Source organism: Rhodococcus sp. D-6, from assembly GCF_040256695.1.
Classification (GTDB): Bacteria; Actinomycetota; Actinomycetes; order Mycobacteriales; family Mycobacteriaceae; genus Rhodococcus; species Rhodococcus pyridinivorans.
Genome location: NZ_CP132970.1, coordinates 3766022 through 3787968, shown reverse-complemented (window position 1 = coordinate 3787968; position 21947 = coordinate 3766022). Strand labels below are relative to the sequence as shown.

Annotated in this window: 20 protein-coding genes and 1 pseudogene; 7 read left to right on the top strand and 14 right to left on the bottom strand. The window is 63.3% G+C overall.

Going from position 1 to position 21947, the window contains the following annotated elements:
- Positions 1–40: 40 nt before the first annotated feature.
- Positions 41–817 carry a VOC family protein gene (locus RBB84_RS17620; RefSeq protein ID WP_064257374.1) on the top strand — a complete coding sequence of 259 codons (777 nt, stop codon included), beginning with the start codon at positions 41–43 and terminating at the stop codon, positions 815–817.
- A 200-nt stretch (positions 818–1017) separates the two neighbouring features.
- Here the strand turns inward: RBB84_RS17620 and RBB84_RS17615 are convergent, their stop codons facing one another.
- On the bottom strand, positions 1018–1968 hold the full coding sequence (locus RBB84_RS17615; protein ID WP_064257378.1) for a hypothetical protein: 951 nt from the start codon (positions 1966–1968) through the stop codon (positions 1018–1020).
- A 550-nt stretch (positions 1969–2518) separates the two neighbouring features.
- Here RBB84_RS17615 and RBB84_RS17610 point away from each other — a divergent pair.
- On the top strand, positions 2519–3235 hold the full coding sequence (locus RBB84_RS17610) for an ATP-binding protein (RefSeq protein ID WP_231912105.1): 717 nt from the start codon (positions 2519–2521) through the stop codon (positions 3233–3235).
- A 765-nt stretch (positions 3236–4000) separates the two neighbouring features.
- On the opposite strand, the gene RBB84_RS17605 is transcribed toward RBB84_RS17610, so the two are convergent.
- The 11 genes and pseudogenes from RBB84_RS17605 to RBB84_RS17555 all read right to left on the bottom strand — a co-directional run bounded on the left by RBB84_RS17605 (position 4001) and on the right by RBB84_RS17555 (position 14468).
- On the bottom strand, positions 4001–4441 hold the full coding sequence (locus RBB84_RS17605) for a DUF1931 family protein (RefSeq protein WP_010595771.1): 441 nt from the start codon (positions 4439–4441) through the stop codon (positions 4001–4003).
- A gap of 13 nt (positions 4442–4454) precedes the next feature.
- Positions 4455–6170 (bottom strand): FAD-dependent oxidoreductase, encoded by a 1716-nt coding sequence (locus RBB84_RS17600; protein WP_064257373.1) that lies wholly within the window; start codon positions 6168–6170, stop codon positions 4455–4457.
- Complete coding sequence (locus RBB84_RS17595; RefSeq protein ID WP_071936080.1) at positions 6148–6414, bottom strand: UBP-type zinc finger domain-containing protein; 267 nt, start codon at positions 6412–6414, stop codon at positions 6148–6150. Before RBB84_RS17595 ends, RBB84_RS17600 begins: the two co-directional genes overlap by 23 nt.
- On the bottom strand, positions 6411–6863 hold the full coding sequence (gene trxA / locus RBB84_RS17590; protein ID WP_064257372.1) for a thioredoxin: 453 nt from the start codon (positions 6861–6863) through the stop codon (positions 6411–6413). Before trxA ends, RBB84_RS17595 begins: the two co-directional genes overlap by 4 nt.
- Positions 6864–6877: 14 nt before the next feature.
- A complete protein-coding gene (gene clpB / locus RBB84_RS17585) occupies positions 6878–9508 on the bottom strand; it encodes an ATP-dependent chaperone ClpB (protein ID WP_064257371.1) in 2631 nt (876 codons plus the stop codon).
- Positions 9490–9819, bottom strand: a complete 330-nt coding sequence (locus tag RBB84_RS17580; RefSeq protein WP_064257370.1) for a chaperone modulator CbpM — start codon at positions 9817–9819, stop codon at positions 9490–9492. Before RBB84_RS17580 ends, clpB begins: the two co-directional genes overlap by 19 nt.
- Positions 9816–10736 carry a J domain-containing protein gene (locus RBB84_RS17575; protein WP_006930779.1) on the bottom strand — a complete coding sequence of 307 codons (921 nt, stop codon included), beginning with the start codon at positions 10734–10736 and terminating at the stop codon, positions 9816–9818. Before RBB84_RS17575 ends, RBB84_RS17580 begins: the two co-directional genes overlap by 4 nt.
- A 5-nt stretch (positions 10737–10741) precedes the next feature.
- Positions 10742–11266: a nucleotide exchange factor GrpE gene (locus tag RBB84_RS17570; protein ID WP_064257369.1), complete on the bottom strand. Its 525-nt coding sequence runs from the start codon at positions 11264–11266 to the stop codon at positions 10742–10744.
- Between the two features lie 8 nt (positions 11267–11274).
- On the bottom strand, positions 11275–13155 hold the full coding sequence (dnaK, locus tag RBB84_RS17565) for a molecular chaperone DnaK (protein ID WP_064257368.1): 1881 nt from the start codon (positions 13153–13155) through the stop codon (positions 11275–11277).
- Between the two features lie 966 nt (positions 13156–14121).
- Positions 14122–14229: pseudogene (locus tag RBB84_RS17560) on the bottom strand (ATP-binding protein); the annotation flags it as partial.
- The gene (locus tag RBB84_RS17555) at positions 14184–14468 is read right to left on the bottom strand and encodes a hypothetical protein (protein ID WP_156666200.1); all 285 of its coding nucleotides are present in this window, start codon (positions 14466–14468) and stop codon (positions 14184–14186) included. The gene RBB84_RS17555 and the pseudogene RBB84_RS17560, both read right to left, overlap by 46 nt.
- 391 nt (positions 14469–14859) lie before the next feature.
- On the opposite strand from RBB84_RS17555, the gene RBB84_RS17550 reads away from it, so the two are divergent.
- From RBB84_RS17550 to RBB84_RS17535, 4 genes are read left to right on the top strand one after another with little or no spacing between them, the layout of a single operon-like run.
- Entirely contained in the window at positions 14860–15684 is an 825-nt protein-coding gene (locus RBB84_RS17550) for an IclR family transcriptional regulator (protein ID WP_064257377.1), read from the top strand.
- Between the two features lie 35 nt (positions 15685–15719).
- A complete protein-coding gene (locus RBB84_RS17545; RefSeq protein WP_064257366.1) occupies positions 15720–16514 on the top strand; it encodes a fumarylacetoacetate hydrolase family protein in 795 nt (264 codons plus the stop codon).
- Positions 16511–17299, top strand: a complete 789-nt coding sequence (locus RBB84_RS17540; protein ID WP_064257365.1) for a fumarylacetoacetate hydrolase family protein — start codon at positions 16511–16513, stop codon at positions 17297–17299. The genes RBB84_RS17545 and RBB84_RS17540 overlap by 4 nt, the downstream gene beginning before the upstream one ends.
- A gap of 2 nt (positions 17300–17301) precedes the next feature.
- Complete coding sequence (locus RBB84_RS17535; protein ID WP_006551052.1) at positions 17302–17499, top strand: tautomerase family protein; 198 nt, start codon at positions 17302–17304, stop codon at positions 17497–17499.
- Between the two features lie 414 nt (positions 17500–17913).
- On the opposite strand, the gene RBB84_RS17530 is transcribed toward RBB84_RS17535, so the two are convergent.
- Together RBB84_RS17530 and RBB84_RS17525 are read right to left on the bottom strand one after the other, a co-directional pair.
- A complete protein-coding gene (locus RBB84_RS17530) occupies positions 17914–18939 on the bottom strand; it encodes an AraC family transcriptional regulator (protein WP_039957952.1) in 1026 nt (341 codons plus the stop codon).
- Between the two features lie 368 nt (positions 18940–19307).
- On the bottom strand, positions 19308–20156 hold the full coding sequence (locus tag RBB84_RS17525; RefSeq protein WP_350246342.1) for a helix-turn-helix domain-containing protein: 849 nt from the start codon (positions 20154–20156) through the stop codon (positions 19308–19310).
- A 218-nt stretch (positions 20157–20374) separates the two neighbouring features.
- On the opposite strand from RBB84_RS17525, the gene RBB84_RS17520 reads away from it, so the two are divergent.
- The gene (locus RBB84_RS17520; RefSeq protein WP_350246341.1) at positions 20375–21628 is read left to right on the top strand and encodes an IS256 family transposase; all 1254 of its coding nucleotides are present in this window, start codon (positions 20375–20377) and stop codon (positions 21626–21628) included.
- The last annotated feature ends 319 nt before the right edge of the window (positions 21629–21947 follow it).

Here is a 21947-nt window from a genome sequence, read left to right as displayed (position 1 = left end):
GGGCTAGCGTCGAGTGTGTCCACCCGGCGGAGGAGCAGCGATGAGCGCGGTCACCACGAATCAACCTCTCGGCACCCCCACCTGGATCGACCTGGACATCCCGGATCTCGACCGGGCGATGGCCTTCTACGGGTCGGTCTTGGGTTGGGAGTTCGACATCGGTCCGGAGGAGTACGGCAGGTACACGATGTGTCTGCTCGGCGGCAAAAAGGTCGCCGCGCTGATGCCGAATCTGGACGAGAACGCGACGGAGTTCTGGTGGAACGTCTACCTGGCGACTGACGATGTCGATGCGACGGTCGCTCGGTCCGTCGCTGCGGGCGGCGCGCTGCTGACGGAGCCGATGGACATCGCCGACCAAGGTCGGATGGCGATAGTGCGGGATCCGTCCGGTGCGCAGTTCGGCCTGTGGCAGGGACGGGCACATGTCGGTTGCGAGCTCGTGAACGAGCCGAACACATTGTTACGCAACGACTTGGTGACCCCGAACCCCGGTCCGGCGCGGGAATTCTACGCGGCGGTGTTCGACTTCACTCTGGACGGGAACGACGACCTGCCCGGCGTGGATTTCACCTTTCTGCGCAGACCGGATGGGCACGAGATCGGCGGCATCGTGGGTGACCCGTCCGCCGCGGCGTCCTCCTGGGGCACGCTCTTCCAGGTAGTCGATAGCGACGTGGTCGTCGCCGCGGCCCGGGCCGGCGGGGGTACCGCGGACGATCCAACGGATATGCCGTACGGGCGGACCGCGGAGGTCACCGATCCGTTCGGTGCGAAGTTCACAGTGGGTTCCCCGCTGCGGGGTGTACAGGGGTAGACGCTCCAATCGTGCTATCTGCCCGCAGTTGGTGCGTGCTCGGTGGCGCCGACAGTGATCGCGGCCCGTCGGCCTGGGTGCTTTGAAGAGGCGGCAGCGCCGCTCCTTGCGAGCGTCGCTTCCTTTCGGCTTTTGCGTTGAGCGGATCCGCCATCGGATTGTTGGTCAGAGTGAAGCAAGGTGTGCGGGGAGTCGAGGGGTTATAGCCTCCACAACCGCAGCAATGCTGCGCGCAGGCTCGGGGAGATGACACGGTGATCGTTGTGCAGGCGCGGGTTCGGGTGGCCGTGCTCGGCGAGGCTTCGCGCGGCGTCCGCTATTGAGATGGGGTCGAGGTCGGTGCGGACGCGTAGCCGGTAGGCCACCGCAGAGCGGGTGTGGGGGATGCGGTGCGGGCCGGTGTCGACGACGGCCGGCGGATGCAGCCGGGTGTCGTCGACGCTGATCCGGAGGATGACGTCGCCGGGCTGCAGGAGGGTGCGGCGGTCGGGACCGGGAGTGTTCTGGCGGATCCATGCGGTGCGGTAGCGCGGAGCCGACCCGTTTCGGCCGGTGGTGGTTGCGGCCCATGATGTTTCGTCGTCGTTGGTGCGGGTGTAGTCGCTGAGGTGCCGTAGGAACATCCGGCGCACGGGGGTAGGAAGAAAATCGTGACCGGTGCGGGTGCGGCTGCCGATCCCTGTTAGGGGCACCACTCGTCCGATCTGCCAGATCGCGGTGGCACTGTCGAGGAATACGTCGTCGACCACGACAGTGTCTTCGAGATCGTCGAGGAAGGCGTGTGCGGCGGCGATGGCGTCGGGGTCGTCGGTGATCAGCGCGGTTTCGTCGGCCACGGTGGAGCTGATCGAGGCGCTGGCAGGGCCGACGATCACCGTCTCGCCGGTGAGGATCAGGCCGGTGTGCAGGTTCGGAGTCGACAGCACGCGCACGCCGGCGTTGAGGAAGTGGGCGAGGGCGGTGGGGGAGGTGGCGTGCGCGCGGACGGCGGGTCGTGCGGCGTTGACGATGAGTTGGTCCCCGGCGCGCAGTGGTAGCAGGTCGGGGGCGGTGTGGTCGAGGTAGGCGATGGCGACGCGGTGGGGACCGGGTCCGCGGAGGGTAGCGGTGATGTGTGGCCAGGGGTGGGGTGCGTGCAGGGTCGTACCCACGGTCGGCACGGTAGCGAAGGATGATGCGGTGCGCGGGCTAGATGACGAGCGCCGTGTGTCCTGTCGGTGTGGGGTGGGGTTCTGCGGGGGGGGGCGACGTTACTGCCGGATCGGGTGCTTTATTTCGGGTGCGAAGGGTTGCGTCGGAGGATTCGTTCGTGCGGATGACAAGTCTTCTATGAGGGTGGTGGCGGTTGCGACACTGAGGTGCCGCAGTGCCCTGATAGGAAGCAGGGGGCTCGTATAGGGCACTGCGGCACCTCGTTTTGCCTACGGCGTCGGCGTAGCGGGAATGGCTCCGTCCGCAACCAGGGGCATCGCCGCCGCTGACCTCGCTCCAGTCGGGTCAGGCGACGGGTTTGAGCGCTGTGTATCCAGGCACGGTCGGGATTCGGATGGTTCCGGCGGTAGGCACTTCTGCGCGAGATCTCGCAGATCCGTGAGGCGATCCGCGCCCTCCAGGAGGGGCGTCCAGGAGCGTGCCGAGCTGATGTCATCTCGTGAATCGGGGACTTTATGGGAAAGTATTGGAAAAAGTCCATATCTCTCTATGCTGTTCCATACGGATCTAGAACTGAACCCCTTCAAGCCCGGGTCAGGATTGCGGCCTCCCGCGCTGGAAGGTCGGGACAAACAGATCGGGGCGTTCGACTTGCTCGTCGCGCGAAGCAAGCGACGCAACTACGACCGGGGCATGGTCCTGTCCGGCCTGCGTGGAGTCGGTAAAACGACTTTGTTGAACACTCTCGCCGAACATGCCGACCGGGAAGGTTGGCTGACTATCGGCATCGAAGCACGACCCAACGCTGCCGGTACCGCCGCTGTGCGCGCCAAACTGGGCCAGGAACTGACTGTCGGCTTGCGCCGATACAGCCGCAAGCACAAAATTCAGAAGCTCATCGATCCCCTGATCGAGCTGGCCCGCGGATTCTCCGTCGAAATCGGCCTCGGGCCGGCCACCGTCAACGTCGGCACCTCTCAACCCGCGGCTTCGAGCGGCGACATCGACCTCGACATTGAGGAACTCGTCGAAGCGATCACCGCCGCACTCAAACCTCGGGGCAGCGCCTTCGGCCTGTTCATCGACGAAATGCAGGACCTCGACGCGGACCTGCTCTCGGCGCTGTTGACCGTCCAACACCGGGCCAGCATCTTTATTCGACCTGTTCGCAGGTGCGCGCGTTGCACGGTTGAGTATGCCGGTGACGGCGGGGCGATTAGGGGAGAGGGCCATGACTGTAACTCTTGTCGGGACACGCACACGTAGCGGCTTGCGGTGACTGTGCTCGAGGCCTCGAGCAGAGAGTCTTCGAGCATGTTGCGCAGCCGCTGCGTTGTTCTTTCTCGTGGTGGAAGCGGAGTCTGTCCAGTGTTCGCCGGTTGATCCGGAGATCGACAGGTTCGTCGAGGTCAAGACCGGTGTCTGGGGCGCGGGAGGTGCGGATGTGCGGTACGGCGCCCGGTGGTGCTCCGCGGGATGGTGGCGCGGTTGCGGGGTCACAGCGTACGGAACCCGGAATCCCTCTTGTCGGTACCAGCCGTCGACGTGCTCGGTCGGGTTGGTGTATGCGGTGCCCGTCGCGGTGAAGCGGGTGCAACGGTTCATGAGAGAAAGTGTGCGTGAACGCGACTACATGGACCGAGTAGGTCCGTCCCCGGCCCGCGCATCCCGTGCATGTTGGAAGCGGGTATCGAGCGTGTCTATGCGGGGTGGTGAAGTTGCGGCACGCCCCGGGGTGACCCCTCCTTCTGTATGTCGCTACAGATCGAGTTGACGGAGCGGCGCAATGTAGGTCGACGACGAAGCGGCAACGAGAGGTGTTCCGCCCGGATGAACGTGGTGATGTATCAGCATGCTTCGACGACAACGACCACAGGGGGGAAGACCGATACGTGGATGTTGATCGTCTTCATCTACGAGATGTTGTTTGTGAGTAGCGGTCCATTCCGCCTTTGTATCTCGGCCAGATCACATCGTCCTCGATGTGTCTGGCACGTTTGTCCGCCATCAGTGCCCGGTCGCTGGCTGGGTTCAGAGGAGTTGATGGAAGATGTCGAGGGTGACGTTCCACTCGGCGGTCCCGGGGTTTTTGCGGTCCGGCTGGACAGTGACGAAAGTGCGCGCCAGCGCCACGCTCAAGCCGCCGGCAATCAGCGGCAATCTCTGCTCGGTTCTCTCGGAGAGGGCTACGTCCAAGGGCGGTTGGGCCGCCAGTTGGTCGAGCAGAGGTTGTAGTTCGATCTCCTCGTCCAGCTTCTCGAATCGGTCGATGCTCTCCTGCAGCCCCTTGGTGATCGGCAGGTCCCACGGTTCGATCACGTCCCGCAGGTTTGCCTTTGCCGAGGCCTTGCCGATGAGGATCACGTCGTAGATCTTGTCGTCGATGAAATCTGTATAGCGTTTGAGATCGTTCCGGTCGACGTGCAGTCCAGCCGCTACCCGGAAGAACCGCTGGAATTTTGCAGTGCCCATCACTGGCATGTCGTCAGCTCCTCTCGAAGTATTCATGGATTTGTCGTACCGCCATCGCTCCTTCACCGACAGCGGATGCGACCCGTTTTACCGAGCCGCTGCGGACGTCACCCGCTGCGAACAGACCGGCCCGGCTCGTTTCGAGTGTTCTCGACGGCGGGGCGTCGATTCTCTGGTTGCTGTCCTCACGGGCGGGGACGGCGTCCACGCCCGTGAGGACGAAGCCGTGATCGTCGAGTGCGATCGCGTCGGTCAGCCACCCGGTATGCGGCATCGCCCCGATGAAGACGAACAGAGCGTGCACCCGGATCTTGGCCTTGTCGCCCGTGCGATTGTCCTCGATTGCAATCTCTTCGAGGTGCTTGTCGCCGTGGACCTCACGAATCTCGGCGTTTCGGTGCACGGTCACGCGCGGATGGCGTTCGATCTGGTCGACGAGATACCGGGACATACTTTTTCCGAGGTCGTGGCCGCGGATGAGGAGGTGAACGTGGGAAACTTGGTCTGCGAGGAAGACGGTGGCCTGGCCGGCGGAGTTTCCGCCGCCGACGATGGCTACAGGGTCGGTGCCGCACAGCCGCGCTTCCTGATTGGTTGCGGCGTAATACACGCTTCTCCCCTCCAGTGCCTCGATTCCCGGAACCTCCAACTTGCGATATCGCGCCCCGGTGGCGAGCACGACCGCCCGGGCGCGGATCTCGCCGCCGTCCGCCAGTTGGAGCACATGGTGCCCGCCCTCGGATCCCAAACCGGTCACCTCCGCCGACACGAGAAGGCGGGTACCGAACTTCCCGGCCTGAATCACGGCCCGCTCCGCCAATTCGGCACCGGAGATCCCTGCCGGAAAGCCCAGGTAGTTCTCGATCCGGGAGGAGGTGCTAGCCTGCCCACCTGCAGCGATCGACTCCAGTGTCACCGTGTTCAACCCGTCGGATGAGCCGTACACGGACGCGGCCAGACCCGCCGGTCCGGCACCTACGACGACGAGGTCGCATACGTCATGCGCTGCGTCCGGGACCGGAAGCCCGATGATGCGGGCGAGTTCGGCGTTCGTCGGATTGCGCAGCACCTTCTCGCCGTGCCAGATCACGACGGGAGTGTCCTCTGGGGCGACACCCAGGCTTTGCAGCAGTTGCTCCGCCCGTTCGTCTTGCTCCAGATCGATCCATTTGTGGGGCAGCCGGTTGCGCATCGCGAACTCGCGAAGCCGCAACGTGTCCGGGGAATAGCAGGAGCCGATGATTCGGAACCCCGAACCGAGCCCGATCAGTAGGTGCCGGCGCACCAGGTAGGCCCGCAGGATCAGATCGCTGAGCACGAGGTCGTGGGCGACGAGCTCGCGCACCCGCTCGGCTGGGACGACGAGCACCTCGCCGTCCTCGATCGCCTCGGCGGTGAAGAACGCCACCTGGCTATCCAGCAGTCCGAGCTCGCCCAGGAATCGGCCCGGACCGTGCAGGCGCAATATCCGACGCTCACCGTCCTCGGCGCCCTCGTCGATGATCGCGACCTTGCCGGAAAGGACGACGAAGAAGTCGCTGCTGCGGGTGCCCGCTCGAATCAGCACCTCGCCGGCGTGAACCGATCGACGTGTGCCTCCGGTCTCGAGCGTCGCTACCTGGGCGTCCGTCAACCGCGGGAATGCCCCGACTGTATCCGGAGTCTCGTCGTCGACGAGCTGACCGTCGCCGAGGCGTGGGGCGTCCTCAGACGAAATTCTGGTCGACATAACACCAACGCCAATCTTCACCGGGTTCCATCGACTGGACGATCGGATGGCCAAGGGCGTGAGCGTGTGCGCTCGCGTGCTTGCCCGGCGAGGAGTCGCAGCAACCGACGTGTCCGCACGACAGACACAGCCTCAGATGTACCCACGGGGTGCCGAGGCGAAGACATTCCTCGCAACCTTGTGGAGTGCGGGGCGCCACGGCCCGGATCGCGATCACATGTGGGTCCGCGTGGGCAAAAGTCATGAGTTCGCCTCCTTGCCTGCTTTTTCCGAGAGCGCCTGATCGAGCCATGTGCGCAACACCGGTACCGGAGCGGCGCCCGCCTGACGAGCGAGTACCTCACCTCGGTCCATCACCAGCAGCGTCGGAACGGCACTGACGGTGAAACGTTCGGCCGTCTGGGGTGCAGCATCCACGTCGACCTTGACGAGCTTGATCTGACCCGCGCGTTCTGTGGCGAGCTGCTCGAGCGCGGGGCTGACCATTCGGCACGGAGCGCACCACGTCGCCCAGAGGTCAACGAGTACAGGCACCGAGGATTTCTCGGCGACCTCCGCGAAGTCGCCGTCCCCTGCCGAGGCGATCCAGGGCAGCGGCTCGTGGCAATTTCCGCAGCGGGGTCTCCCGTTCCCGGCCGCCGGTACCCTGTTGACCTTGCCGCAGTGTGGGCACTTCACCTTGTCGGATCCCATGACGACACCCCTTCTCAGGCCGCGATGGCGGGTTCCGTATATGCGACGGACAGTTCGCCGTCATCGACCGTGACATCGATGGTGCCGCCCGGTTCGATTTCGCCGCGCAACAGCGCACGACCTATCCTGGTTTCGACCTCATGGGCGATATACCTGCGCAGGGGTCGTGCACCGTAGACCGGGTCGAAACCGTGTTCGGCGATGAGCCGGCGTGCTTCCGGTGTGATATTCAAGTGTATCTGTCTCTCTGACAATCTGTTCCGAAGATCGGTGAGTTGTAGCTCGACGATATGTTCGATCTGGGGCAGCGTGAGCGGGGTGAACAACACGATGTCGTCGATCCGGTTGAGGAACTCGGGACGGAAGTGCCCGCGCAGTTCCGCCAGCACCCGCGCCCGGGCGTCCGGCTTGATCTCGCCGTCCGCTGTGACTCCGTCGAGGAGATGCTGGGATCCGATGTTCGAGGTCATGATGATCACCGTGTTCCGGAAATCGACCTGCCTGCCTTGAGAATCGGTGATCCGGCCGTCGTCGAGCACCTGTAGAAGGGTATTGAAGACGTCGGCATGGGCCTTCTCGATCTCGTCGAAGAGCACCACGGAGTACGGCTTGCGACGCACCGCCTCGGTGAGCTGACCCCCCTCGTCATACCCGACGTACCCGGGGGGTGCACCGATGAGTCTGCTCACCGTGTGCCGTTCCTGGTACTCGCTCATATCCAGGCGCACCATGTTGTCTTCGCTGTCGAAGAGGGCACTGGCCAGCGTCTTTGCGAGTTCGGTCTTCCCCACACCTGTCGGGCCCAGGAAGATGAACGAACCGATCGGCCGGCGCGGATCGCGGATACCCGACCTTGCTCTGATTACCGCGTCTGCGACTAGTTGTACCGCCTCGTCCTGACCGATGACTCTCTCGTGCAGGATCTCGTCGAGCTTCAACAGTTTCTCCCGCTCGCCTTCCTGCAGTCGAGCGACCGGGATACCCGTCCATGCGGCCACGATTTCTGCGATCTCGTCTTCGGTGACCACCTCGCGCAGCAACGGATTGCGGCCTTGCCTGGTGGCCAATTGCTCCTCCGCCGCCTTGAGTTTGCGTTCGAGTTCGGTGATCTCGCCGTATCGCAGCTCGGCGGCCCGATTGAGGTCGTAATTGCGTTCGGCCTCCTCGGCTTCGTGTCGCAATCGTTCCAGCTCTCCCCGTAGCTCCTGCACCCGACGGATCGCTTGGCGCTCTGCCTCCCACTGAGCGTGCCGGGCGTCGGTCTCGGCCCGCAGATCGGCCAGTTCCTTACGCAACTCCTCGAGGCGTGTCTTGCTGGCGGCGTCCGTTTCCTTGGACAGGGCGGCCTCTTCGATCTCCAGCCGGGTCACTTTCCGGGTGAGTTCGTCGAGTTCGGCGGGCATCGAGTCGATTTCGGTTCGTAGCCGGGCGCACGCTTCATCTACCAGGTCGATCGCCTTGTCCGGAAGGAAACGGTCGGTGATGTACCGGTGCGAGAGGGTCACGGCGGCCACCAGTGCGCCGTCCTGGATCTTCACGCCGTGAAACACCTCGAGGCGTTCTCGAAGTCCGCGCAGAATCGAGATTGCATCCTCGGCACTGGGCTCGTCGACGAGCACGGTCTGGAATCGACGCTCCAATGCTGCATCGGATTCGATGTGCTTGCGATACTCGTCGAGAGTGGTGGCACCGATCATGTGCAGTTCGCCGCGGGCGAGCATCGGTTTGAGCATGTTGCCGGCGTCGAGAGATCCCTCGCCGCCGACCGATCCTGCGCCGACGACGGTGTGTAACTCGTCGACGAACAACAGGATGCGCCCCTCGGCCGCTTTCACCTCGGACAGCACCGCCTGCAGCCGTTCCTCGAACTCGCCGCGGTACTTCGCGCCGGCCACCAGGGAACCCATGTCGAGCGAGAAGATCGTTTTGTCGCGTAGGCCCTCGGGCACGTCGCCGCGGACGATCCGCTGGGCGAGGCCCTCGACGATCGCGGTCTTACCGACGCCGGGGTCGCCGATCAGCACCGGATTGTTCTTCGTCTTCCGGCTCAGGATCTGCGTTACCCTGCGGATCTCGGCATCTCGGCCGATGACCGGATCGAGTTTGCCTGCCCGCCCCTCGGAGACGAGGTCGCGTCCGTACTTCTCCAGCGCCTCGTACGCCCCTTCCGGGGTGGCCGAGGTGACGCGCTGATTGCCGCGCACTTTCGTCAGCGCCGTGAGGAAGGCGTCTCGTGTGACCCCATGACTGGTGAGAACCCGTCCGGCCGCACTGGTCGACCCCTCCTCGGAGAGGGCCATCACGAGATGCTCCACCGACACGTAGGAATCCTTGAGTCGCTTTGCCTCTCGTTCGGCGGCGTCGAGCAGTTTGGCCAGGCGCTGGGTGATCGTCACCTGACCGGGTGTCGCGCCGGGGCCGCTGACCTTCGGCCTACGCGACAGTTCACGTTCCAGATCGGAGCGTAGGGCATCGACGTTCGCGCCGGCCTGCTCGAGCAGTCGGGGTACCAACCCTTCCTGCTGATCGACCAACGCGAGCAGCAGGTGCTCTCCGTCGACCTCGGTGTGACCCATTCTGGTCGCGACGTTCTGGGCTTCCTGCAGGGCTTCTCGTGACTTTTCAGTCAGGCTGCCGGTGTCCATGGGGGTGTCCTCCTTCTGCGGGAAGCTGCTTCGAGTTTCTCGATTCGATCCAGCAGATCGAGCACGAGCCCGATTGCCGAGTAGTTCAGGCCCAGGCCGGTCCGCAGCCGTTGGATGCGGGCGGCGTGGACCACTTCGGATGGTTCGAACGACATCTCGCCGCCGGCGTCGCGGTGGGCGTCGATCAGGCCGAGAGCCACGAGTTTTCTTGCCAGGTCGGGGTGCAGCCCGGTACGTTCGGCGAAGACATCCAGCGACATTCCGGTACGGCGAACCAATATGTACTGGGTGCCCGGGGTCGGGGTGCTCATGGCTGTTTCCTCGGGTCGAAGTTCGATTCGGCGGCCAACTGTTCGAACAGCTCGCGTTCACGTGCTGTCGGTTTCGATGGCACCATCACCTTGATTTCGGCGTAGAGGTTGCCGTTGGAGCCTCGCGGGTTGGGCATGCCTTCTCCGCGCAGGCGCAGCTTCCTACCTGTCGACGAGCCCGGTACGACTTTGACTTTCGCCTCACCGCCGGGAGTGGGAACGGCGACCGTCGCGCCGAGGGCTGCTTCCCAGGGGGAGACGGGAAGGTCGACGTAGATGTCCCGGCCCTGTACGCGGAACCGGGAATGCGGTTTGATCCGGACCACGAGGTACAGATCCCCGGGCGGTGCGCCGCCGTTGCCTCGGCCCCCTTGCCCGGCCAGCCGGATTCTTTGGCCGTCGAGGACACCGACCGGAATGTTGACGTCGTATCGCCGTCCGTCCAGACGGAGAGTGCGTTTGCCGCCCCGGTACGCCTCTTCCAGGGTCAGTTCCAGTTCCGCTTCCTGATCGGCGCCGGGAATCGGGCCGTACGCGCCACCGCCGCCGAACATCTGTCCGAAGAGGTCCTCGAAGTCGACGCCCCCCTCGCCGTCTGTGCCGTGTCCGAAGTGCACCCTCCGGCCCCCACCGCTGTACCTTCCGCCGCCGTACCCGCCGGCGCTTGCCCGGACCCGTTCGTCGTAGTCCTCGGGTACCCGACGGAAGTCGTCCCCGAATCGGTCGTAGCGTTTCCGGGTGTCTGGGTCGGATAACACTTGGTAGGCCTCATTGATCTCTTTGAACTTGTCTTCCGCAGTGGGGTCTTTGTTGATGTCGGGGTGATATTTGCGGGCAAGTCGGCGGTAGGCCTGCTGGATTTCGTCGGTGTCGGCGCTGCGCGGGACCCCGAGCGCTTCGTAGTAGTCACGCGCCATGGCGCTCACTCCTCAGGTCGGCTGACGACCACGGTGGCGGGACGCAACTGCTGTCCGTTTTCTCCGTAACCTGGCCGCAAGACCTCGATCACGGTTCCGGAGGGAAGGTCGGGTTGGGTCACCACACTGACTACTTCGTGGAGTTCCGGGGTGAACGGCACACCGACCTCGTCGTGGCGCTCGAAGCCGAGCCGTGACAGTATCTGCACCGCTTGGTCCCGGATTGCCTTCACACCCTCGACGACGGCCTGAGGATCGCTATCCGCATGGGCCAGCGCGAGCTCCAAGTTGTCCAGGACAGGCAGCCACGCCGCCGATACCCTCGCTGTCTCCGCGGCGCGTTCACGGTCGAGATCTTTGGCATACCGCTTGCGCAGGTTGTCCAGATCTGCGAGTGCTCTGCGCCAGCGGTCCTCGAGTTGAGCCAGCTTGGCTTCGGTATCGGTGTGATCAGGCCTCGTCTCGGTCTGGTCCGTGTCAGTACGGTCGGTAGCCTGCTCGGTCGTCGAATGATCAGCAGATCTGTCCATCAGGTGCCTCAGCTCCGATCGAACTCGGCGTCGATCACGTCGTCGTCATCCGACGACGCAGCGTCTCTTCCGCCGGTCTGGTATCCCTCGCCGCCGTTTTGAACCGCTGCAAGCCCGTAGAGCAACTGCTGCAGCTCCGAGGTCAGTGGCTCTACCTCCGAGGGTGGAGCACCGTCTTCTACAGCCTTCCTCGCGTCGGCGATCAACATCTCGGCACGCGCTTTCTCGTGCGGTGGCGCACTGTCACCCAGTTCGGAAAGTCGCCGTTCCACCTGGTAGGCAACCGAATCGAGGGCGTTACGTGCGTCGACCGCCTTGCGCAGCTCCTCGTCCTCACGCCGGTTCCGTTCGGCCTCGGCGAGCATGCGCTCGACCTCGCTCTGGTCGAGGTTGCCCTGTTCGCTGATCGTGATGCTCTGCTCCTTGCCGGTGTCTTTGTCACGGGCGGTGACGTTGAGAATGCCGTTGGCATCGATATCGAATGTGACTTCGACCTGCGCCTCGCCGCGTGGCGCAGGTCGGATGTCTTCCAGCCGGAACCGGCCCAGCACCCGGTTGTCGGCGGCGCGTTCGCGTTCGCCCTGCAGGACTACGACGTCCACGGCGGACTGATTGTCTTCCGCTGTGGAGAACACTTCGCTGCGTCGGGCGGGGATCGTCGTGTTGCGCTCGATGATCTTGGTCATTACCCCGCCCTGCGTCTCGACGCCGAGGGACAGTGGGGTGACGTCGAGCAACAGTACGTCGGAGACCTCGCCTTTGAGCACGCCTGCCTGGACCGCGGCACCGAGCGCCACGACCTCGTCCGGGTTGACGCCCATGTGGGGATCCTTACCGCCGGTGAGCCGGCGAACGAGTGCCTGTACCGCCGGAATGCGTGTCGAACCACCGACCAGGATCACCTCGTGGATGTCGTTGGCGGTGATCTTGGCGTCACTCATTGCCTGCTTTACCGGACCGAGGCAGCGTTCCACCAGATCTGCCGTCAGATCCTCGAACTTCGATCGCATGATCGTGGTGGTGAGGTGTTTGGGGCCGTTCGCGTCTGCGGTGACGAAGGGCAGGTTGACCTGGGCTTGAGTTACCGAGGACAACTCGACCTTGGCCTTCTCTGCCGCCTCGAAGAGTCGTTGCAGCGCTTGTGGATCCTTGCGCAGATCGATGTTCTCCGCGCTCTGGAACTCGTCGGCGAGGTAGTCCACCAGGCGCCGGTCGAAATCGTCTCCGCCGAGGTGGGAGTCGCCGGCCGTCGAGCGAACCTCGACTACTCCCTCGCCGACATCGAGCAGGCTCACATCGAACGTGCCGCCGCCGAGGTCGAAGACCAGTACGGTCTCGTGGGTCTGTTTGTCCATGCCGTACGCCAATGCCGCCGCGGTCGGCTCGTTGATGATCCGCAGGACCTCGAGGCCCGCGATCCGGCCGGCGTCCTTGGTGGCGTTGCGCTGCGCGTCGTTGAAGTAGGCCGGAACGGTGATGACCGCTTCCTTGACCTTCTCGCCGAGGAACTTGCTGGCGTCGTCGACGAGTTTGCGCAGCACCAGGGCACTGATCTCCTCTGGTGCGTACTTCTTACCTCGCACGTCGAATCGTGCCTCACCGTTGTCGCCCGGTACGACGTCGAAGCTGACCGCTTTGGCCTCCTCGGAGATCTCGTCGAAATGACGTCCGATGAAGCGTTTCGCCGAGTAGATCGTGCCCTTCGGGTTCAGGATCGCCTGTCGTCGGGCCAGCTGACCCACCAGGCGCTCGCCGCTATCGGTGAATGCCACCACCGACGGCGTCGTCCGCGCACCCTCGACATTGGAGATCACCACCGGTTCGCCGCCTTGCCAGCTTGCGATGACCGAGTTGGTGGTGCCCAAGTCGATGCCTACCGCAGTTGCCATGATTCATTCCTTTCGATTGGTCCGGCCGGTGAGTCGGCGGACGGCTTGGTCCGCGACTTCGACGTCGGCGAGGACTTCGGAGTGCCGTGGTTGTGTAGGGACATGGTCGTAAGGACTGGGAACGAGGTGAAGTCGCGCTGGCTGCCCTGTCCGGTGATGCGTGCATGAGCAGGCCGAACGGAGCGCCGACAACGGCACCGAAGATCGGCGCGTAGAAGCTGAGATCGAGGCGTGTACACGGCGGCCGGCCTCGGTGGAGTAATCCAAAGATCCAGCCTGATGGTGTAGCTGTCCACGCGCCCGCGGCGGCGCGGGCGCGGCCCAGCGGTAGTTCAGTGTGCCGATGACCTATTCGACCGGCTCGATGTCCTGGCGCACGATGGCTAGTTTGCCTACTGCGAAATGCTGGCCGGAGAGGTCGTCGACGGCGTTTTCAGTTTCGGCGAAGTTGGCGAACGTTACTATATTTGAAGGGCAGATCGGTGCGGACGTACCGTGGTAGTCCCGCCACTGGACTCTGACATCACCTCCCTGCCTGATGGGTTGGCCGGCCAGAATATCTCCGTGTGGTGCCGCTGCCGTGGATGCCTGGGGTTTTGCGTAGGGGCAGTCCCAGTGTCATCCGATGCGGTTCGGCCGCAGTGAGAATTGTCGCGTCAAGATCGCGTGAGTCCTGCATGTACCTGGCCTCTGCCTCGGTCCGGGGCACTTCTCAGTATCGCCCAGAACGGTGCCTACCGTCATGGAATGGGGGAATCGACGCGGCGGGTTCAAGTATTGGTCGTAACCCTGCTGATTGGAGAGAAGTGTGCGGATGGGACGAAGAGAGCAAAACGGGAGTCGAGTGTCGGCAACGCTTGAATTCGAGGCCGATGCGACGGTGGAGAACGAGAGCACCGTGTCGGTGTGTGGCTAGTCTGCCTAATTCTCCATTCTGATCCTGGGAAGACTGTCGATTCCGCGTCCTCAAACGCGGTAGCTGGCACCTTCGAGCGTCAACACGTCGGCGTGATGGACGATCCGGTCGATCATCGCGGCGGCGACGGCCTGATCACCGAAGACCCGACCTGACCTTCGTCGTCCGGCGGGACCGCTCCGCGGGGCATCGTGGCTTTCGACGCCGCGACCCGATCGGCGAATCGCGCCGAAATATAGCGACGCACAGTTGATTCCGATACCGGGACACCGTGGTCGTCGCGCAGTCGTTGGGCGATCGTTGCTACGGTCACCGACTCGTCGAGCTGGCCTTCGATCCAGGTGTGGTGGGCGGCGATCGCCGGCCAGGTCACCGCCCGCGCCGTCGGGTCCACCACTTAGGGGAACCAGGCCCCGATCAACTCGCACCACAGGTTCTCGTCGAATTTGTGGCCGTCGCCGGGGGCAGCCCCGCCTCCAGCGCAGGGGCCAGGTACTTGCGGATGGGGAATTGCATGACCGCTGACAACCGCAGGAACCACATGGTTCGATCCGGTCAGCGGAGACGAGGGAAGCGACACGCGGGCCGAGATATCTGTGTGCCACTCGGGGGATCGAAGGTCGCGGTTGGTGGGCTGTCGGTCGTGAACTCGTGCGCTCGAGGTCATTCATTCGTGCGCTTCAGGACATGTTCGTTCTCTGCTCGGCCACCTAGTGTTCCACCTCACAGCGATGCGACGGGGTTGCTCAACCGTCATCCAGATTGAACTTTGAAAGGTGGCTGTCGGCGTGGCTGGTCTGCAAACAGTGCAAAAGATTGGTCCGGTGCTCGATCTGTTCACAGTTCAGCGTCCGGAATGGGGTGTTTCCGAAGTTGCAGCGGCCATCGACGTGCCCCGGTCGAGTGCTCATGCATTGCTGGCCAGTCTCGTCGACACCGGGTTGTTGCAGTGCCGGAATCGCGGCCGATACCGGCTCGGCTGGCGCATCGTCGAATTGGGGGAAACACTCCGCAGCACTGTGGACGTACGGTCCTGTTCCGCTCCTGTGTTGGAAGAGCTGGTCGAAAACTATGGAGAAACGACACACCTGGCCATCATGGAACGCTGGAGTGTCCTCTACGTCGACAAGGTGATCGGTACGCACAACATCACCGTGCAGGGGGCTCGAGTGGGCACCCGGCTCGATGCCCACTCCACAGCTGTGGGCAAGGTCCTGCTCGCGCAACTCGACAAGACTGAATTACAGCGGTACTTGACAGCGCGTCCGTTACGTCGATTGACACAGTCGACGACTACGAGTCCGCATGCGCTCGCCGATGCTCTCGAAATGACTCGCATGGCTGGTGTCGCGGTGGACATGGGCGAGACGGTGTCGGAGGTGCACTGTGTCGCCGCACCGGTACGAGACGACATGGGTTCGGTGGTTGCTGCAGTGAGCATAAGTGTTCCGGCCACCCGATTCGCTTCGCGGCGAGCTCAACTCGAGCGTGCTGTGATCGCTGCCGCCAACAAGATCACTCGCTCTATTGCCGAAGCGGCGGACATCGTTCCACTCGAATCCCGGAACCACCCGTCGCTGGAGCCGGTCGGTAGCTGTCCCCGAGCGTCCTGACATCTGTATCAACCGCACGACACAACCGAGGAACTATGGATATTGCTGTTCAGAAGGCAGCGGATCGTCTGCTCGACGCGTATCGCACCGCCGAGCCGATCGACCCGCTGACGCCCGAGTATCCCGACGCATCCCTAGAAGTGGCATACCGCATCCAGCAGGCGCAAGTAGAGCAGTGGACATCGGCCGGCGATGTCGTCAAGGGACACAAGGTAGGCCTCGCGTCGCGAGCAATTCAGCGACAGATGGGGGTCGACCAGCCCGACTTCGGGCATCTCACCCAGAGCATGTTTCATCTGGAGCACCATCCCATCGCCAGCGGCACATTTCTGCAACCGCGTATCGAACCGGAGATTGCATTCGTCCTTGGTCGTCCACTGGCCGGCCCAGGCGTGACTGCCGCAGAGGCAGCGCGGGCAGTGGATTTCGTCCTGCCTGCGCTGGAGATTGTGGATTCGCGGATCAAGGATTGGAAGATCGGAATTTTCGACACCATCGCCGACAACGCTTCGTCCGGCGGGGTCATACTCGGCAGTTGCCCGGTCTCGTTGGACCAGCTGGATCTGCGTCTGGCTGGCTGTAACCTGCACATCAACGGCCAGCTCGTCGCAACCGGTGCCGGTGGCGCAGTTCTCGGGTCACCGCTCAATGCGCTGGTGTGGCTGGCCAACACGGTGGGTCCGCTCGGCGTGACCCTCGAGCCGGGGCACGTGGTGCTGCCCGGCTCGATGACCGGTGCGTATCCTGTCGCACCCGGCGATTCCATCGTCGCGACTATCAGTGGGCTCGGCACCGTCACCGCCGTGCTCGGCGGAAAGGACGAACAGTGACCGAGCAACTATGGAGCCCGGCCAAAGTGGCCGATGTTCTTATACGAGCGGAGGATAGCGGCGTCGCGCAGACGTCGATTCTCGCAGAATGGGACGGTCTCGATCTGGCCGCGGCATATGAGGCTCAAGATATTGCGCTGCGAATGCGGATCTCGCGAGGGGAGAGGGTCACCGGTGTCAAACTGGGTGTGACCTCCAAGGCGAAGCAGCGTCAGGTGGGAGTCGACTCGCCGTCGACGGCGTGGTTGACGGACGCGATGATCCTTCCGATCGGTGAGCCGGTGCCCCGGGAGAAGATGATCCACGCGCGTGCCGAACCGGAGATTGCGTTCGTCATGGGACGTCGACTCGAAGGGCCCGGGGTCTCGGCGGCGACTGCGCTCGCGGCGGTCGACCATGTGGTCGGTGCGATCGAAATCATCGACAGCCGGTTCTCGGGTTACAAGTTCTCCATGATGGATGCTGTCGCGGACAACAATTCGTCCGGCCGGTACGTCACCGGTCCCATCAGTGTGCGGCCGGACTCGCTGGACCTCGGTCTCGAAGCCTGCTTGCTCGAAGTGGACGGTGAGATCGTCGATTCGGCGACAGGAGCTGCTGTGCACGGCCATCCGGCGGAGGCGCTGGCTTTCGCGGCGAACACCCTCGCCGAGCGTGGCCTGGCAATCGAGCCGGGCTGGGTGATCCTCACCGGGGGGATGACGGATGCGGTTCCGGTCCGGCCGGGGGCGCGGATCGCTGCTCACTTCACTCATCTCGGTACCGTCAATGTGTCAGGAGGCTGATGATGCCGTTCATCGAGGTGACTATTTCCGCAGGGCGTTCGCCCGAACAGCTCCGCGCACTGATACATGAACTCACCTTTGCCGCCCAGCGGGCCGTGGACGCGCCGTTGAGCAACATTCGGGTGGTGCTGCGTGAAGTTCCGGCTACTCACTTTGCCGCCGGTGATGTGACGATTGCAGAACGATCTCCTGCTCAATGACTTTCGTTTGATTCTCCCGAACGATCTTCGTGTCAATGCAAGCGAGTCGGGACAAGACGATGAGTGCAAGGGACACGTAGACCGGGCTTGGGACGGACTGCCCTGTTCCTTCTCTCGTTCGGGGAGTCGCTATGACGACGGCACGTCGTCGCCGGCAATGCCTTGACCGGGGACAGACGAGCAACGTCGCAGATGGCTGCGGTTGGACGTCGCAGGCGAGATCGTCGGAAATCTACGAGGGAGTCGACGAGATTCAACGCTGGTGCTGGCGCGTTCGATTTGCGGACGCGCCAGCACGCCGGGTAGACGAGATTGCGCAACAGCTTGCCAGCGGTTGCTGAAAACCTTCGCGGGAGTTCGGAAACTGCTATTGGATACACGATGACGGCTACAGGTCAGAACGTGGCGGTCTGGTCACCCGTTGTCGCTGCTGGTGCTGGTGCCGAGTTGCTGCATGCGGAAATGCAGTGGGCTGGTCCCGAAGCGACGTCGGAACGCTCGACTGAAATGCGAGACATCGCGGAAACCTACGCGGACGCTGATGGTAGAGATCGTGGCGTCGGTGCTCAGCAAGAGTTTGCGAGCTCGCTCGAGCCGCTGTTGATTCAGCCATGTGCGTGGTGTCGTGCCTGCTGCGCTGAATAGTTTGTGGATGTACCGCACGGACATTCCCAGTTCGGCTGCAAGGTCGCTGATCGAGTAATCGGGGTCTGTCATGTGTCGTTGCATTGCCTGCTGTATGACTCGAAAGTCCTTGTTGTGAACTCGTTTGGTGGTGTTGAACGGAGTTGTGCGTTCACTGATGGCGGATACGAGTAGGTCCATCGCGCACGCGGCAACGGAGGCTGAGGAGTTGGGCGAAAGAAGGGAGTCGTCAGTGGCCATGTCGACGAATAGGCGAGAGACGTATCGGCTGATGCCGCTGCGGCCGGAAAAACCTTCACCGGTAATCTCCGCTACGGCTTCCAGGGGAAGATGTGGCGCAAACACCGCGCGCGGCGCGCGGACGACAATCTGCTCGAACTCGGTCTGGGCGTCGACGATGAACGGCGCCGATGAGTCGAGGATTCCGAACGCCCCGCTTTCGAGCTTTGCGGACCGAGAGTGTTGACCGATGACCGCTGTACCGCTCGTGATCAAGCACAGTAGGTAGTCGTCGTTGGGATCGGACGAGATCATGTTCGGGGTGCGGATTACTGTGTGTGGGTCTGCGCGTACGACACTGACTGTGACGTCGACGAAGGGACGCACCGACAGTTCCGCCCCGAACGAGTCCGATATGTCAGGCCAGTCGACGTCGAGTTCGCAGTATGTCGAGTCGAGTGTGTCTATCCACCGCGAACGTACCTCGCTCGATTCGAGCTCGCGTGTGCTGATTACGACCTTGGCGCTGGCCTTGTCGGTGCAATCGGAGTCATTGTTCTGTGCACTGTCGGTCATGTCGCTGCTCACCTCCATATTCTAGTGTTGCAGATCACACCGGCTTCGAATGTAGGAGGTATTCGCTCCCCGGAGTCACGCCCACAGCTTCCACGTCCCGCACTCGTCCCGAACGGAGTAGATCGTGACCCGCGCTGCTCCGCCTGGGGCGATTGGATCACCTGAAGGAATGACACCGACCGGAACCCCATGACGCTCGACTTCGCCGCGAAGCACCCGTGTCCTACGTCCGCGTAGTCGGCATGCATCTGGTGTCGATCTCGCGAACTGTCTCGACGGAAGAGTTCGCGGTAGAGGGCGCAGGACCGGCTCGACTGTCGGTATGAGCCGCGGAGGTGACCCGGAGCGAATCGGGCCACCTGTGTAGGTCAGCGGTGTTCGGTTCGATAACGGCCAGGGCTGGAACCGTATGCGGCGCGGAATGTGCGGCTGAAATGGGACACATCGCGAAAGCCTGATTGCTCACTCACTTCGGCGACTGTCAGATCGGTGCTCAGGAGGTACTTACGTGCTCGCTCCACCCGTGTGCGGTACAGCCAGGCGCGGGGGGTCGTGCCTTGCTCACGGAAGAGGTTTTGAATGTGTCGCACAGACATCCCCGCTTCTGCAGCGACCCTGGAAAGTGATAAAGCGGGATCGTGTAGCTGTCGCTCGACGATCCGCTGCACTTCGGCCAGATCACGCGCGTGACTGATCTTCGTCGGGTCGGTCTCGGTGGCGCTGTCGGTGAGGGCGGTGACCAGCAGGTCGAGAGCGACGGATGATATCGAGACCGCTGACCTCGTCGGCAGTGTCCGGTCCTGTTCGGCGACGTCGAGGAGGAACCTGCTCACGAGTCGGCCCGTTCCCGAGATCCCACTGATGGGCAGCCCGGTTCCCTGCTCGAGTACTCGCTGGGGTAACCGCGCTTCGAGCAGGGGTCGGGGAGTGTCGATGACGACCTGACGAAAATTCGACTCGGCTTCGAATTCGAACGGGGCGGCGCAGTCCAGTAACGCGAACGATCCCTGCTCGAGAACTCCGCTGCGTCCGTTTTGGGTGACGCGGACGTTACCGTCGGTCACCACCAACACGAGGAAGTCTCCCGCGTCGTCCGAACGCACCATCGCCGGCGAACGGATGACCGAGTGGACGTCCGCGCGCATCGTGCTGACATGCAGTTCTCCGATGGGATGACCGCCCCATTCTGCGATGAACGGTTGCGTGGATTGGGCCATGCCACGTCCGACTCGCAATAGAGGGTGCCGACTGTGTTCGCCCACAGATTACGGCCTTCCGTGGAGTCGAGTCCTCGCCGTATCAGTAGTGCCCCATAGAGTGGTGTAACCCGATGACCGGGACCACAACCGGCAGTGTGTTGCTGCTGGACGTGAAACGGTCACCGCGTGATCCTTCGAGTCAACCTTCCACAGAATCCTCGAACGGAGTCATCACGATGACCGCACCCCACATTGTCGACCCTGCAGGCGTATTGCACCAAGCCCTGACCGACGCGTCGCCCGATCTGATGCGCGAACTGCTGCAAACCATCATCAACGCCCTGCTCTCCGCCGAAGCCGACGCGGTCTGCGGCGCCGAATGGGGCCAACAGTCCACCGAACGAGTCAACCAGCGCAACGGCTACCGGCACCGCCCGCTCGACACCCGCGTCGGCACCATCGACGTCGCGGTCCCCAAACTCCGATCCGGAACGTATTTTCCCGAATGGCTCCTCGAACGCCGTAAACGCGCCGAAGCGGCATTGATCACCGTGGTCGCCGACTGCTACCTGGCCGGGGTCTCCACCCGCCGGATGGACAAGCTGGTCAAAACCCTCGGCATCAACGCACTGTCGAAATCCCAGGTCTCACGCATGGCCGAGGACCTCGACGAGCAGGTCGCCGCCTTCCGGCAACGCCGCCTCGATCACGCGGGCCCGTTCACGTTCGTCGCCGCCGACGCATTGACGATGAAAGTCCGCGAGAACAAGCAGGTCGTGAACGCAGTCGCGATGGTCGCCACCGGAGTCAACGCCGACGGGCACCGCGAAGTGCTGGGCTTGCATGTGGCCACCAGCGAGACCGGGCCTGCATGGAACACCTTCTTCGCCGACCTGGTCGCTCGAGGTCTGAGCGGGGTCCGGTTGGTCACCTCCGATGCGCACCGTGGTCTGGTCGATGCGATCGCGGCGAACCTGCCCGGTGCGGCGTGGCAGCGGTGCCGGACCCATTACGCGGCGAACCTGATGAGTGTGTGTCCGAAGAGCATGTGGCCGGCGGTCAAGGCGATGTTGCATTCGGTCTACGACCAGCCGACCGCCGATGCGGTCGATGCTCAGTTCGATCGTCTCGTCGAGTACACCGAGGACCGGCTCCCGGCGGTGGCGGAGCATCTGGGTAATGCTCGACCGGATCTGTTGTCGTTCAGTGCGTTTCCCAAGGATGTGTGGACTCAGGTGTGGTCGAACAATCCGGCCGAGCGTCTCAATCGAGAAATCCGGCGTCGGACCGATGCGGTGGGGATCTTCCCCAACCGTGACGCCGTCGTCAGGCTGGTCGGTGCTGTTCTGGCTGAGCAGACCGATGAATGGGCGGAGGGCCGGCGGTATCTCGGGCTCGAGGTGCTGGCTCGTTGTCGTGCTGTTGGTGCGGAGCCGGAGTCCTGCGGGGAGGTGGTTACAGAGCCTGCCGCCGCGATTCCTGCTGCATAGTCAGGACAGGAAAAAGGATCACCGTCCTACACCACCTATCGGGGCTTGACCCGCGTATCGAGAGATACCACAGTGGGTTTGGTGGATTTACGCGTGGAGTCACTCCATCGTTCGCGCTCAGTCATGTTTATCGGTACCTCCGGAATCTAGTGTTCCGTGTCACAGGGAGCTGGCTCTGTACGGACCGTCGAGTGCGGAATTGCCTCGGAGCGGCGCCTGGATTCGCATCGGCCGAGAACACCGTCTCGGTCTGAGCTCGACAACAGGAGTGAGCACGTGACGACGCCAACTATTCTCGAGACCTCCACCGGAACCCCCA

Bases quoted from the DNA above. Each gene is read 5' to 3' on its own strand.
- RBB84_RS17620 (WP_064257374.1), top strand. From the start codon at position 41: ATGAGCGCGGTCACCACGAATCAACCTCTCGGCACCCCCACCTGGATC.
- RBB84_RS17610 (WP_231912105.1), top strand. From the start codon at position 2,519: ATGCTGTTCCATACGGATCTAGAACTGAACCCCTTCAAGCCCGGGTCA.
- RBB84_RS17605 (WP_010595771.1), bottom strand. From the start codon at position 4,441: ATGGGCACTGCAAAATTCCAGCGGTTCTTCCGGGTAGCGGCTGGACTG.
- RBB84_RS17600 (WP_064257373.1), bottom strand. From the start codon at position 6,170: ATGTCGACCAGAATTTCGTCTGAGGACGCCCCACGCCTCGGCGACGGT.
- RBB84_RS17595 (WP_071936080.1), bottom strand. From the start codon at position 6,414: ATGACTTTTGCCCACGCGGACCCACATGTGATCGCGATCCGGGCCGTG.
- trxA (WP_064257372.1), bottom strand. From the start codon at position 6,863: ATGGGATCCGACAAGGTGAAGTGCCCACACTGCGGCAAGGTCAACAGG.
- clpB (WP_064257371.1), bottom strand. From the start codon at position 9,508: ATGGACACCGGCAGCCTGACTGAAAAGTCACGAGAAGCCCTGCAGGAA.
- RBB84_RS17580 (WP_064257370.1), bottom strand. From the start codon at position 9,819: ATGAGCACCCCGACCCCGGGCACCCAGTACATATTGGTTCGCCGTACC.
- RBB84_RS17575 (WP_006930779.1), bottom strand. From the start codon at position 10,736: ATGGCGCGTGACTACTACGAAGCGCTCGGGGTCCCGCGCAGCGCCGAC.
- RBB84_RS17570 (WP_064257369.1), bottom strand. From the start codon at position 11,266: ATGGACAGATCTGCTGATCATTCGACGACCGAGCAGGCTACCGACCGT.
- dnaK (WP_064257368.1), bottom strand. From the start codon at position 13,155: ATGGCAACTGCGGTAGGCATCGACTTGGGCACCACCAACTCGGTCATC.
- RBB84_RS17545 (WP_064257366.1), top strand. From the start codon at position 15,720: ATGGATATTGCTGTTCAGAAGGCAGCGGATCGTCTGCTCGACGCGTAT.
- RBB84_RS17535 (WP_006551052.1), top strand. From the start codon at position 17,302: ATGCCGTTCATCGAGGTGACTATTTCCGCAGGGCGTTCGCCCGAACAG.
- RBB84_RS17530 (WP_039957952.1), bottom strand. From the start codon at position 18,939: ATGACCGACAGTGCACAGAACAATGACTCCGATTGCACCGACAAGGCC.
- RBB84_RS17525 (WP_350246342.1), bottom strand. From the start codon at position 20,156: ATGGCCCAATCCACGCAACCGTTCATCGCAGAATGGGGCGGTCATCCC.
- RBB84_RS17520 (WP_350246341.1), top strand. From the start codon at position 20,375: ATGACCGCACCCCACATTGTCGACCCTGCAGGCGTATTGCACCAAGCC.